General features: G+C 51.9%; 13 protein-coding genes. 3 read left to right on the top strand and 10 right to left on the bottom strand.

What is annotated here, in order from left to right; genetic code table 11:
- Positions 1–45: 45 nt before the first annotated feature.
- Genes B2067_RS09265 through B2067_RS09235 form a run of 7 tightly spaced genes read right to left on the bottom strand, consistent with a single transcriptional unit; the run spans position 46 to position 7,807 of the window.
- Positions 46–1,251, bottom strand: a complete 1,206-nt coding sequence (locus B2067_RS09265; protein WP_301388230.1) for a hypothetical protein — start codon at positions 1,249–1,251, stop codon at positions 46–48.
- Positions 1,248–1,868, bottom strand: coding sequence for an energy transducer TonB (locus B2067_RS09260; RefSeq protein WP_301388229.1), 621 nt, complete (start codon positions 1,866–1,868; stop codon positions 1,248–1,250). The genes B2067_RS09265 and B2067_RS09260 overlap by 4 nt, the downstream gene beginning before the upstream one ends.
- Positions 1,865–2,266: an ExbD/TolR family protein gene (locus B2067_RS09255; RefSeq protein ID WP_068435030.1), complete on the bottom strand. Its 402-nt coding sequence runs from the start codon at positions 2,264–2,266 to the stop codon at positions 1,865–1,867. Before B2067_RS09255 ends, B2067_RS09260 begins: the two co-directional genes overlap by 4 nt.
- Entirely contained in the window at positions 2,266–2,781 is a 516-nt protein-coding gene (locus B2067_RS09250; protein ID WP_068435028.1) for a MotA/TolQ/ExbB proton channel family protein, read from the bottom strand. The genes B2067_RS09255 and B2067_RS09250 overlap by 1 nt, the downstream gene beginning before the upstream one ends.
- The gene (locus B2067_RS09245) at positions 2,778–4,097 is read right to left on the bottom strand and encodes a MotA/TolQ/ExbB proton channel family protein (RefSeq protein ID WP_301388228.1); all 1,320 of its coding nucleotides are present in this window, start codon (positions 4,095–4,097) and stop codon (positions 2,778–2,780) included. The genes B2067_RS09250 and B2067_RS09245 overlap by 4 nt, the downstream gene beginning before the upstream one ends.
- Positions 4,097–4,867 carry a DUF3450 domain-containing protein gene (locus B2067_RS09240; protein ID WP_301388226.1) on the bottom strand — a complete coding sequence of 257 codons (771 nt, stop codon included), beginning with the start codon at positions 4,865–4,867 and terminating at the stop codon, positions 4,097–4,099. The genes B2067_RS09245 and B2067_RS09240 overlap by 1 nt, the downstream gene beginning before the upstream one ends.
- On the bottom strand, positions 4,868–7,807 hold the full coding sequence (locus B2067_RS09235) for an insulinase family protein (protein WP_301388224.1): 2,940 nt from the start codon (positions 7,805–7,807) through the stop codon (positions 4,868–4,870).
- A 30-nt stretch (positions 7,808–7,837) separates the two neighbouring features.
- Between B2067_RS09235 and B2067_RS09230 the strand changes: the two genes are divergently transcribed.
- Entirely contained in the window at positions 7,838–8,383 is a 546-nt protein-coding gene (locus tag B2067_RS09230) for an aminotransferase class V-fold PLP-dependent enzyme (protein ID WP_068435022.1), read from the top strand.
- Between the two features lie 239 nt (positions 8,384–8,622).
- Positions 8,623–9,045: a putative metalloprotease CJM1_0395 family protein gene (locus B2067_RS09225; protein ID WP_068435020.1), complete on the top strand. Its 423-nt coding sequence runs from the start codon at positions 8,623–8,625 to the stop codon at positions 9,043–9,045.
- A 38-nt stretch (positions 9,046–9,083) separates the two neighbouring features.
- Here B2067_RS09225 and B2067_RS09220 read toward each other — a convergent pair whose 3' ends face one another.
- The 3 genes from B2067_RS09220 to B2067_RS09210 form a co-directional block, all read right to left on the bottom strand.
- Positions 9,084–9,965 carry a cation diffusion facilitator family transporter gene (locus B2067_RS09220; protein WP_068435019.1) on the bottom strand — a complete coding sequence of 294 codons (882 nt, stop codon included), beginning with the start codon at positions 9,963–9,965 and terminating at the stop codon, positions 9,084–9,086.
- 73 nt (positions 9,966–10,038) lie between these two features.
- Positions 10,039–10,353 (bottom strand): P-II family nitrogen regulator, encoded by a 315-nt coding sequence (locus tag B2067_RS09215; RefSeq protein ID WP_301388223.1) that lies wholly within the window; start codon positions 10,351–10,353, stop codon positions 10,039–10,041.
- Between the two features lie 76 nt (positions 10,354–10,429).
- Entirely contained in the window at positions 10,430–12,277 is a 1,848-nt protein-coding gene (locus B2067_RS09210; RefSeq protein WP_297533577.1) for an efflux RND transporter permease subunit, read from the bottom strand.
- A 17-nt stretch (positions 12,278–12,294) separates the two neighbouring features.
- On the opposite strand from B2067_RS09210, the gene B2067_RS09205 reads away from it, so the two are divergent.
- Complete coding sequence (locus tag B2067_RS09205) at positions 12,295–12,516, top strand: hypothetical protein (protein WP_297533578.1); 222 nt, start codon at positions 12,295–12,297, stop codon at positions 12,514–12,516.
- Positions 12,517–12,544: the final 28 nt, after the last annotated feature.

Below are 12,544 nucleotides of genomic sequence, written 5' to 3'. Positions count from 1 at the left end.
TGCGAATAGCTTTCTGCGAATAGCTGCTGAGATTAAGGTAGCAACCTACCTTAATCCCGCCTTTTGCAGATCCGACAAATATGTCAGCCATTGAGAGGCAATAACCGCACTGTCGGACTTTTCGCTGGCTCGCTGAAACCACTCCCTTGCACTCGCGGTGTCGCTATCATTCAGGGAGCACTGAGCTACCGAAATCATAGTTAAGCCTTCAAGTTTGCGGGCATGTGACCTGGACAGTTCCCGAACCAGATCGCAATCGCCGTCCATCATTGCCAATTGAATGGCCTCATTAACAGATGACGAATCGTTTGAAACCATGGTTTCAGCGGCTGCAGCCAGATCGCGGGCTTGTCTCTGGTACGCGCTCAACAGACGACGTTCATCGTCCAAGTCTTCTTCAGAGCTGCCCTCCACTGAACTCAATTCTGAAATCCGTTGTTCCAGATTTCGTGCAGCCCGTGCCGGCATGTCCTGCGCACCCTGCAGCTGAATCATCAGCAGCTCTTCACTACTCCCTGCAATCAGACCTCGCTGATGGGCGATCTCAAGAGTCGCCAACTGCTGAGCCTGTTTTTCCTGAAACTGCTGCGCTGCTGCCAGCTGAACCCAGTAATTCTTCTTGTCAGGCGCCCGCTCGACGAGCCGCTTCATGGTAACTTCTGCTGCCGCGAAATCACTAATCTGGAATTCAGCCGCAGCCCGCATTGCCAGCCAGTTCTCAGGAATAGATGTCGCGTACGATTCGGCCTGAACCAGCCAGGGCAGAGAATCCCTCCAGCGTTCCTGTGTCTGATAGGAGATAGCAACGATGACATACGCCTGCGCAGCGTGATTCAAACCTTCACCGGCTGGAGCTTCAAGCGCTGGCACCAGTACCTCTCGAGCTTTCTCTGGCTGACTGTCGATCAGGTACAACTGGGCAATTGCAGCTGCGAGTGCAGACCGTCTGGTGCCCTCCAGCACCTCTAAGGATAACGCTCGCTCATAAGATTTAAGTGTATCTCCGGTCTGATCAAGGAGCTGATAAACCTGGCCACGAAGCTGAAGAATCAGCACTAACCCCAGCCCCGAATCCCAATCATCGACAGCATCCTGGGTTTCTGCCAACGCCTCCTGATAGGACTCTTCTGCAACCAACTCCTGGGCCTTCTCAAGCAAACGATACTGCCTTTCAGACAAAGTCGAAGCCTGAACAGTCAGCCCCAAACAGAACAGGCACACGGCAAACAGAATACAAACAAAGCGGCTCATTGCAGTGAAAACTCCAACGTCTGGGTCGCAGTTTGTGTCACCGCTTCTCCGTCAACCATTTTGGGCGAGAAACGATAACGATACATGGCTCTCATAGCTTCCCGTTCAAAAACACCCTCAGGTTCCGCCTGAATGATTTCTACATCACTCACTGTACCGTCCGGCCTAATCGTTAGTCTCGCTGTCACGCTGCCTTCAATATTCCTCATTTTAGCTCTGGCCGGATAAACTGCAGGCGGGCGAACCAGGGGCGCGACCTCTGCGTCGGCAACCGACACGCCATCCAGCAAGCCTGATGACGACACGAGATCGCCAACACTCAGATCAGGACTGAGCGGACTCAGGCTCAATGGCGGTGCTGTCACAGGCGCAGGTGTCTGGTCCTGAGTATTCGACTGCGGAGTCACCGGCGCTTCAGGCGGTGGTGGCGGCTTTTTACGCGAGCGCGTTTCGGAGGCCGAATCCTGACGTCGACTTGAGAAATCGACCAGAACAGGCTCTTCACGATTCAGCGAAAAATCATCTGGCGGTGCGACCATGACGGCCATCCCCAGAAACAGGAGTACCGCGACAGATACGCCGCCGACAGCAGCGATCAGAGGTTTAATCGACATCATTCTGTAGCTGCTACCGAGATATCCGTAACGCCAGCGAGGCGCACCTGGTCCATTACTTTTACGAGTATGCCTGTCGGCGCGAACTCATCAGCCTGTATAACAACAGCGCCTTCAGGGCTCTCTGCTTTGAGGCGCTCCGTATTGGCGCGCACGGCGCGGAGATCGACGGAGCGTTTATCGATCCAGATTTCACCGTTCGCACGAATCGCAATCAGGATGTTACTGCCCTGTTTGCTTTCAGCGGTACTGGCAGTCGGACGGCTCACCGTAACGCCGCTTTCTTTCACGAAAGAGGTGGTCACGATGAAAAAGATCAGCATGATAAAAACGATATCCAACATCGGAGTGATGTCGATATCACCTTCCTGCCCTTCTGAGGCAACGTGTCTGCGAGCCATCAGGCCAACTCCTCACTTAACGGCAGTCGATCTGCCAGTTCTTGCTGGCTTCGCTCAGCTAATCGCTGAAAACGACTACGAAAATACAAACCAGATAACGCAACGACCAATCCAGCCATGGTTGGCAGAGTCGCCTGAGCTATGCCCGAGGCCATCGCCCGTGCGTTACCAGTGCCCGTAGCGGAAAGAACATCAAACACCTGAATCATGCCGGTAACAGTTCCCAACAGACCAAGCAACGGGCAGATCGCGATCAGGGTGGCCAGCAATGGCATAGTACGGGTGGCTTCAAGATAAAACCGGCCAATCCAGGCCTTCCGGATATAACGCGCATTCCGACTTGTGCGGTCCGAACGTGTGCGCCAGTCCCCTGAGATTTTCTCGAAGAATCGCTTGCGCTCTATGTAGAAGAACCACAGCCGCAGACAGATCAACGCCCAGAGAAATACCGCTGTCAGTAGCACCGCATATAGGACGGGGCCGCCACGCTCAAAAAAATCCGTTAGCCAGATCATTTGCGCGACGACTCCTGCGCTTCAGCAATAATGCCTGCTGACTGCTCATCAAGGATATGCACCAGTTCGCGGCTACGTGAAGCTACCCAGCTATGAAGCAGCAGTAACGGAACAGCAACAACCAGACCCAGCACCGTCGTGATCAGCGCTTGCGAGATACCTGCAGCCATCAGTTTTGCATCGCCTGAGCCAAACGCTGTGATCGCCTGGAAAGTCGCAATCATGCCGGTAACGGTACCAAGCAGCCCCATGAGAGGCGCAATGCCTGCAAGCAGTTTGATGATCGACTGACCACGCTCAATTGCGGGTAGCTCACGCAAAACAGCCTCATCAAGCCTTGCTTCAAGCAGTTCGGCATCCGTGCGGTCACCGAGAGATGCAATCATTACGCGACCCAGGGCGTTATCATCCTTCGCGGCCAGCTTGTCGCTGAGCTGACGGCGCATTCCCGCGCTGATTTGCAGGAGTACAAACAGACGCCATAGGGCAATCAGCAGACCAATAACACCGAGAGCAATAATGATGTAACCAATCGTGCCCCCCTGTTGAATTCGCTCAACAATAGAGGGAGTGGCTGCCTCGATATTCAGGAGAGCGCCACGGGAAGGGTCAATGCCGACAAGCGCGACGCCATTGCGGCCCAACCAGTCACTCAACATAGATGCCTCGCCGGGCTGGCGATATGGTGGACGCAGTGCGCCCAGTTGCTCATCTGCAATCAGGTATTGGCCGCCATTACTGGTTCCAACGACTGTAAACGCACCAATACGTACTGATTGCTCCTCTGCCGTAGAACCGTCCGCCTGAACGACGGGTGCAGTAATTTGGGCAACTTCGCTGCTTAGAGAAGCTTCCTGCCGTAAGGTCTGCCAGAGTGCCTTAATTTTGCCAAGATCAGGCAAGGCTTTTGACTCTGCCAATGCATCAAGATCAGCAGGCGTGTCGGTTCCGTCGATGCGGGTAATACTGCTTGAGGTGATCGTTCTCAAGTCACCGGCAACCTGACGTACCACACCAAACATTTCACCAAGACTGCCGGTGCGAATACGCAGAGCTTCGGTTTTCTCCGTCAGAATTTCTTCATTATCAGAGAATTGTTCACGCAGCTCTTCTGCCCGCTTCTCTTCAGCAGCCAGCGAGGCACGGGCTTGCTGAAGGGCTTGTTCCTGAGCACTAAGATCCTGCTTGAAGGCTGCCAGTCGAGCTGAGTCGAAATTACGCTCGTATTTACTGAACTGCTCTGCACTTTCGATAAGTGTATTGGCAAGTGCAACCTGAGCCATGCAAGCAAAGATGAGGGTCGTAATAAATCTCATTACTCACCCCCTTTTAAATTGGTCGTATCTGAACTTGAAGTTTCTGGTGTGGCCATAGGCACTACGATCAACTGAGGAGCAACGCTTTGTTCCGCAACACGGGACGCGCGCTCAAGAGGCTGGACCAGGTCACCAGAAAGCGACTGCCACGCGCCGTCTACCCACATCCAGGACTCGCCTGCATCAAGCGAACGACGATAGAGAGCAACGTTGCCTATTCTCAGATAGTCGAAAGCCCTGCCGTCTTCATTCTCGCGATAACGCTCTAATGTGCGTCCGTAATCGACTTCGATCTGGAGCGCTTCGAGCACTCGTCTGAATTTCTCAGAAACAGTGACATCAGCACGACCAAGGGACGCTTTCAGCTTGGCTAAACGGACCTCTCGTTCTTCTTTGAGAAATGGCAGGCCCGCATTGATATCGGCTTCGAGTTGCGAAAGCATCAGCTGCATCAGAGGCAGAATACCCTGTTCGGTATCGTTGATGTCCTCAATCTGCTGATCAAGACTTAATTTTTCTTCTTCCTGATTCGCGATGATAGCTTCCATCTGACTATTGTAGAGCGCCAGCTGTTCTGCTCGGGCGAGAAGCTGCCGGGTCTCTTCGAGCTTATCCCGGGTAGAATCATCCAGTGCGTTAATCTTTCGCTGTACCGCCGCGCTGTTTTCGTCTGTTTTCAGCACCATTTTAGACGCCGAGTCTGTATCGGCGCCTACCGCCAGCGGGAACATCAATATGCTCGCCGCCAGTGGTAATGTAAATCGGTTCACTCAGTACTCTCCTATTGTCAGTCCGAGTTTGCTTGCTATGTCTGCAGTTCCTCGCGGTGCAACGACAGCTTTATAACCATCCTGACCGACCAGATACTTTTCTGTCACTTGCAGAATATCTGTCCAGGTAACCTTCAACAGGCGGTCCCGGAACAGCTGCCTGACAGCTCGTGTACGTCCAGATTTATCCATATGAAAAGCTTGCTTGGCTTCGCCTGCTGGCGAGCCCGGCCGATCAAGGCTACCAATGATCCCCAGCACTGACTGCTCAATAAGATCGTCGCCATTGGTACGCCCTGATACCCAGGTCAGAGATTTCGCGAAGTCATCAAAACTACCTTCAGTACGAGGATCGCGATAGGTGAAGAATTTGAAACACCCTAATGAAGAGTCCTGCGACGCGCCTGCGCCATAAGCTCCACCCTTCTCCCGGATTGCGGTATGAAGGTAACCATTGCGAAGCACCCCTCCGAGAACAGCAAGAGAAGCTGCATCGGGATGATCGAGCGTCACTGTAGGAATAGCCCAGGCGCAGAAGTTAACCTGCGAGTCGACCATCCAATAGCTGGCCCCTGTCGACATATCCCAATCAATACAATTTTTTCGATAATGATTCGCATTATCCCAATCTTTGCGCGCCGCTGCAATATGCGCTGCAGCATTTTGTTCATCATGCACCAGAAGAAGTGAATCTGGACCTTTACTGATCAGTGAATTGATATCTTTGAGAGCCTCAGAAACGAAACCTGCGCCATCCTCAGATATACGTTCCGTCCTTTCTTTCAGGCGTTTAGCCTGCGGCAGCCCGCCGAGTGTATTCATCAAATCCGCCGTGCGATTAATCGGAGCGGCAGCAGCAGACATAGCAAGAGCATGACCACTGCCCGTTATGCCTTGCTCTTTACGAGCACGAGCCTGATTTAACAGGTCCTTGAGGCGGCCTTCTTCGCTGAAGTCTGCACTTTTCCAGGTTTCACGAAGCATGTCGGAGAACGGCTCCGCGCGGTTCCCCAATGCCTTACCCGTCATCACCAGGTACCCCGAGAGACGATTGCAGTCTTCGATATCGCCTTTCACCGAGGCGTAAGACGTCAGAGACCCCAGCACCTCTGTCTGGCGTTGCTGCTGAGTCAGATACGAATTCCCGCCAGCACCAACTTCCGTCCATGCCTGAGTGTAGAAAGGTAGCCAGGTCATTTGCTCACGGGTCATTGGAGGCAGGTTGAGCATTGCTTGTTGATAGATAATTCCATTTGTGCCGGTGACATATTCTGTGGTGTCGATGCGGTCAGACCGCTCAGCGGTAGGCGCAACATATGTCAGTTCAGGGCGAATATCCTCAAGGCCGACTTTGGGCAGAATATCGGGATCATCTTCTTGCGCCTGCCGGGCTTCCAGTGCCTCTGCCTTATCCTTCAATGCCTGGATATCGGCGTCTGACATGTTCGCACGTTCATTCTCCAGGCGAGCCTTCTCTTTGGCCGCTTTTTCGGCATTCAAGGTACTGGAAGGCTTAAGGGTATAGCGGACACGGTGGGTATTGGTAAGAAGCAGCTGCCTGACGGCGTCTGATATAAAGCCTGGCGACGATGCCTTAGCACGTAAACGTTCGAGTGCCGGATCAAGGTTCAGTAATGCAACAGGATCACCATAGTGCGTTGCAGCAGGCAGTGCAGTCAGGATCAGCTGCAACCCATAAGGGTAATGGTCCCCTCCTATCTCGCGTTGATGAAGCTCGAGCTGATGCAGAGCTGCTTCAACCATTTCGACAGGGACGCCCTCTTCGGCAACTTTCTCGAGGGTATTGAGGATCAGGGCTTCAACCGCCTCGGCGTGCTCCGGTTCACTACCCTCAAGTCCACACATGAACGACATTTCGCGGTTAGAATCTTCCAACCCACACAGAGGTGACGGTGTCGTACCAAGATCACTTTCCTCAAGAGCCCGACGCAACGGAGAGGCACTGTTATCAAGCAGCACCTGACTCAGCAGGTTAGCCTCAAGTTGGGCATCGAGATCAATAGAATCACCCAACAGCCAACCAATGACGTGGTGGGTTTTGGCACTCAGGTCATCCGAATCAACGCCGTAGAGCGCTTCTTTATGTTGAGGCTCTGAAAAACGCCGTTCAGGCTCTACCCGCAATTGCCTGTCCTGTTTATCAAAGCGACTCAATGCCTGCTGATCCATCCGGTACTGAATGTCTGCCACTTCCATATCCCCGAATGTCATGATAATGGCGTTCGTTGGGTGGTAATGACTGCGATAGAAATCAAGCAATTCCTGATACGACAGGTCGAGAATATTCTCGGGCTCACCGCCGCTGTTGTAATGATAGGTCGTTGTCGGGAATAGCTCTCCGCTGATTCCCTGCCAAAGCTGGGATACGGGCGATGACATGGCGCCTTTCATTTCATTGAAAACAACACCTTTGTATTCAAGTGCTGAGTTCGGGTCATCTTTATCGGCAAGTTCAATGCGATGACCTTCCTGCGCAAAATCCAATTCATCAAGATTGGCGAAGAAGACAGCGTCGAGATAAACATCCAACAGATTCAGGAAGTCTTTATCATTCTGCGAAGCAAAGGGATACGCAGTCCAGTCACTACTGGTCATCGCATTCATAAAAGTATTCAGCGACCGACGGGTCATCATAAAGAACGGATCACGGACCGGGAATTTCTCGCTGCCACAAAGCGCGGTATGTTCAAGAATATGCGCCACACCGGTTGAGTCGTGCGGCATGGTCCTGACGGCGAGCAGGAAGGCTTTTTCCTCATGCTCGCTACGGATATGGTAATGCGGGGCGCCCGTCTTTATGTGTTCATAGTGCTCAATAACGATATTTAGAGAGTCGACTGGCGTAGATGATACTTTTTTAAACGAAGAGTGCTGCATAGTTTCTGACATGTCGATAGCATGATCCCTGTAAACAGCCATCATCTTAACAGCAGATAAGGACCCACTAAAATGGATCAGTTGAATTCAGCACTGGAACAGGAGTTTCCGGTCAATGAACAATGCATGTACCTGAATCATGCTGCTGTCGCTCCGTGGCCAATATCAGCCAGTAAAGCCGTTGCCCGGTTTGCTGAAGAAAACGTAGCCAAGGGAGCCGCCGACTATCCACACTGGCTGGAGATAGAGAAACAACTTCGTTTGAACCTGGCCAGGCTTATTAATGCGCCTGTCGACTCTGTCGCCCTGGTGAAGAATACTTCCGAGGCCCTTTCATTTGTCGCTTACGGCATCGACTGGCGTCCAGGTGATACGGTTGTTATTTCCGATGAAGAGTTTCCATCGAACTCCATTGTCTGGGAGTCCCTCAAGAATCAGGGGGTGATTGTCCGCAAGGTTTCCCTCGCAGGTGAGAACCCCGAAGCAGAACTGTTTCAGGCCATATCCGAAACACCACGTCTGGTGTCGATCTCAGCCGTACAGTACGCCACAGGAACCCGGGTAAATCTCGCGAAAATGGACCAGCGGGGGCATTTGAACGAAAACCTACGGTTTTGAGTCCCGCGACCACATCGTAACCGCAGGTTTCCGTCCAATAGCCCTTATCCACGTAATTTAGAGGTCAATAACCGATTGATCTTATTAGAATTATTTAAAGTTACGCGCAATTACGCATGATATGCGTAATCAGGAATACCGCCGACTTCTAGGAGGCCTGTGGAAGAACCGACAAATTTGGCTCTTACGAGATCACAGCGAGTCCTGTAGTTGCTTGAATTGCCCCTGGATCAGCGCCTTTGAGCAATTCATCTACCAATTCAGCGCGCGACACAGAGACCAAGTCTGGCGACAACTCGAATGAGCGCAAACAATTAGAGCTTTCTCAGACTCAAATTCAGCGGCATGTCGAATCTCATCTCGCCGTTACGGTTACGACACAGCACAGTTCACCACCCAATTACCAGTATAGTTCTCTCGATGGCGAACTTTATGTCGTCTCAGATGATGTCGTGTTTGATACTTCATCTGAACCCAATGATCCCCAAGCAACGCTGGAAAAAGCCCAACTAATACGAATGGCGTCCATGGCACCCACTGATCCCACACCACAGGATCGTAAAGCCTCTCAACAAGCAATTATGATGGCTGCACAAGAAAAAAGTGAGATTAATACCGCTTCGATTGAAACATTGGGTAACCATGTCGATGTACTTGTGTGATGACCTGAATTTACAAATGAAATCCAACGGCGTGGGTTTCAGATAACGCCCGCATCTCGACACGCCTCCTCTCCAAATTCGAATTCAATGGTCGTATGCGCGAGATCGAACTCTCTGAGACGATCAGCAATCGTCCTTTTCAAATGAAGTTGCTGCTCCAAGGTTAATGCGCATCGCAATACCAAATGTGCAGTAAGCACATGATGCTCACCATCGAGTGACCACAGGTGTAGGTGGTGAACACTACGGACGTCATCAAGCGTGGACAGACATTGGTGAAGTGACTCTGACAGTGCTTTGTCGGGTGCTGCCTGAAGAAACAATCGAGTGGTACTCCAAAGGTTTTTTTCTACACCGAACAAGATATAGAGGGTAAAAACGATAGACAGTGCTGGATCTAAAATAGGCCAATCTACAAAAAGCAGCACAATGGATACAATCAGGACAGCCACCCAACCCAGTACATCTTCCAATAAATGCCAGTTCAAGACTTTTTCGTTAAGTGTTTTCCCATGACTAAGCTTGTACGCAGCGAATCCATTGACCATGACACCAAAAATGGCCAATCCCAACATCCCTTCGACGACAGGCATTTCAGGTTGCAACAGTTTTGGGATAGCCTCTGACAAGACCCAAGCTGACCCTGCAATGAGTACCAAGCCATTGATCAAGGCACCTAATAACGACAGGCGGCGATATCCGTAAGTAAAATCAGTATTAGAGTCTTTCTCACTGACCTTGCTGAGTAACCAAGCGAGGCCGATGGAAATACAGTCGCCCAGGTCGTGAACGGCATCCGCCATAATGGCGGTGCTGTTGGTCAATAGGCCGCCGACAATTTCAATAAGCGTAAAACCCAGGTTGAGAAAAAACGCCCAGCCAATACGTTGTGAACTGCTGGTGTGACCGTGATTATGCATAGCCCCTCCGCTAGGCGTTTCCGGTGTTGTGGCGCTGGTGAGGACGCAGCCAGCGCGCACAACACCGGGAGTGTTAACGACCGTCTATAGGTAGCGCCTGCTCAATGGGGCTGACATACGCCCATCCGAAAATGTTAGCACCAATTTTTCCAGTTTTACGGATGATAGTTGTCACCGCATCAACCTGTTCGTCTTCGCAGGCTAGTGATAATTGAACTTCTGAAATCACCACGCCAGCTTCGGACGAATAGGCCAGCTCCTGTTCCCCTAACGGCTTCAAGGTGCCTTTGATATCAAGCATTGCCATGTTCTTGTAGCCTGCATCGTGTAGTGCATCGATTACGTCGGCAGTTCGTACATGATGAATGAAGGCCGTGATTAGTTTCATGTGAATATTCCTATAAAGTGTTGCTGTTACGTTAGACGACACGCGGCATGAATCACATGCCGCGAGCTTTAGTCAGTTATTGTGCAATGGATTCGCCATTTCCATTCAATGCTTTCGGTTTTCGCCATGCAAGACGATACAAACCAGGCAACACCAACAATGTGAGTAAAGTAGAAGAAAGGATTCCGCCAATAACTACTGTGGCTAAGGGCCTTTGTACTTCGGCCCCAGTACTGGTGTTGAGCGCCATGGGCAAAAAGCCGAGCGCGGCCACCAAAGCGACCATCAATATCGGCCGCAGCCTCAGCATAGCTCCACTCTGAATCGCAGACTCGATGACTTCGCCACGATTAAGCGCGTCCCGAAATGCGGATACCATCATAACCCCCGTCAGCACCGATACCCCGCACAGGGTGATAAAACCGACACCGGCAGTAATTGACAGCGGTATGTCACGCAGCCACAAGGCGATGACGCCGCCGGTCAGCGCCAGCGGCACGCCACTGAATACCAGTGCGGCATCTTTAGCTGAGCCAAAAGTCATCATCAACAGGGCAAAGATCATCACCAGTGTCACAGGCACCAGCAAACTTAACCGTTGTGACGCCGATTGCAGTTGTTCAAAGGTACCGCCGTATGCTAGCCAATAGCCGGGCGGTAACTTGACCTGCTGTGCTACTTTGCCCTGTACTTCAGCCACAAACCCTCCCAAATCACGACCGCGAACATTGGCGCTGACCACCAATCGGCGTTTACCGTTTTCTCGGGAAATTTGATTGGGACCGGGTGCCAGCGTCAGTCTGGCGACCTCACGCAACGGCACATAGCCACCGCCCGGTAAGGGTACGGGCAAACGCTCCAGGGCGCTCACGTCGGCCCTTAATCGTTCTGCCAAGCGCACGACGATCGAGAAACGTTGGTCACCTTCAAAGATCAGCCCAGCCTCTTCACCGCCTGTGGCGGCAGCGACGACGTCCTGCACATCGGCAACGTTCAAGCCATAGCGATACAGGGCGGAGCGATCCGCTTCGACTGACAAAATGGGTAAGCCCGACACCTGTTCCACCTTTACGCCTTCAGCGCCCTCTATACCGTTCAGTACAGCGGCGATTTCGCTTCCCGACTTCAACAGTTGCTGCAAATCATCGCCGAATACCTTGATCCCTAAATCCGATCTGACACCTGAAATCAATTCATTAAATCGAAGCTGGATCGGTTGGCTGATCTCATAGGCATTGCCGGGCAACAACGAAAGTTTTTCACCCATTTCTTCCAGCAGGTGGGCTTTGGTTTTATCGGGATCAGGCCATTCACTTTTGTCTTTCAGCATGACATAGCCATCAGAGATATTGGGCCCCATGGGGTCGCTGGCGACTTCAGCGGTTCCGACACGCGAGAAGTAGGTTTTGACTTCAGGCATTTCCAGCACGGCTTTTTCCAGGCGAAATTGCATATCCAGGGATTGGCTGAGGCTGGTGCCGGGTATTCGCAACGCCTGGACGGCGATATCACCCTCATCCAGGTTCGGGATAAATTCAGTCCCCATTTTAGTTGCGAGTGTTCCTACGATAATCACGAATATCAGGGTCATTGACAGCACCCAAACGCGAAACTTCAGGACCCACGCCAATACTGGTGCGTAAAGCCACTTGGAAGAACGAACTATAAAATTTTCCTTCTCCTCAATGTGTCCGCGCATGACAAGTGCCACAGCCGCAGGAACGAAGGTCAGCGACAACACCAATGCGGACAACAGTGCCATGATTACCGCCATCGCCATGGGGGTAAACATTTTTCCTTCCACGCCGGTCAGCGCCAGAATGGGCAGATTCACCAGAATTACCACGAGCACGCTGATTAAACTCGGGGTGAAGACCTCACGAGTGGCAGCAAACACCGTTTGAAAGCGCTCGTCCAATTTCAAGGTGCGCCCAAGATGGTGTGGCGCCCCGCCAGCCGCAAAATGCAGTTTTCGACAATGGCGCGGGAAGTGTGGAAAGGCACCTGGGCGGGAACCAATGGTTTCTGTCGCCCGGTTTGATGTGGACACATCAGAATTTTGCGTTCAAGGCAGGCTTACAACTGCCCGTCATCGATGATTTGTCCGCCGATCAGGAGCAAGACGACTACCGTGCCAAAATTGAGCTGGAATGGCACCTGTAAAGAGACAACCGTTTTAGGAGTTTAACCA

The organism is Thalassolituus sp. UBA2590, from assembly GCF_002339775.1.
In the GTDB taxonomy this organism is placed as follows: domain Bacteria; phylum Pseudomonadota; class Gammaproteobacteria; order Pseudomonadales; family Oceanobacteraceae; genus Thalassolituus.
This window is presented reverse-complemented; position numbering and strand designations above follow the sequence as displayed.

Bases quoted from the DNA above. Each gene is read 5' to 3' on its own strand.
- B2067_RS09260 (WP_301388229.1), bottom strand. From the start codon at position 1,868: ATGATGTCGATTAAACCTCTGATCGCTGCTGTCGGCGGCGTATCTGTC.
- B2067_RS09265 (WP_301388230.1), bottom strand. From the start codon at position 1,251: ATGAGCCGCTTTGTTTGTATTCTGTTTGCCGTGTGCCTGTTCTGTTTG.
- B2067_RS09235 (WP_301388224.1), bottom strand. From the start codon at position 7,807: ATGGCTGTTTACAGGGATCATGCTATCGACATGTCAGAAACTATGCAG.
- B2067_RS09220 (WP_068435019.1), bottom strand. From the start codon at position 9,965: ATGCATAATCACGGTCACACCAGCAGTTCACAACGTATTGGCTGGGCG.
- B2067_RS09230 (WP_068435022.1), top strand. From the start codon at position 7,838: ATGGATCAGTTGAATTCAGCACTGGAACAGGAGTTTCCGGTCAATGAA.
- B2067_RS09215 (WP_301388223.1), bottom strand. From the start codon at position 10,353: ATGAAACTAATCACGGCCTTCATTCATCATGTACGAACTGCCGACGTA.
- B2067_RS09250 (WP_068435028.1), bottom strand. From the start codon at position 2,781: ATGATCTGGCTAACGGATTTTTTTGAGCGTGGCGGCCCCGTCCTATAT.
- B2067_RS09245 (WP_301388228.1), bottom strand. From the start codon at position 4,097: ATGAGATTTATTACGACCCTCATCTTTGCTTGCATGGCTCAGGTTGCA.
- B2067_RS09255 (WP_068435030.1), bottom strand. From the start codon at position 2,266: ATGGCTCGCAGACACGTTGCCTCAGAAGGGCAGGAAGGTGATATCGAC.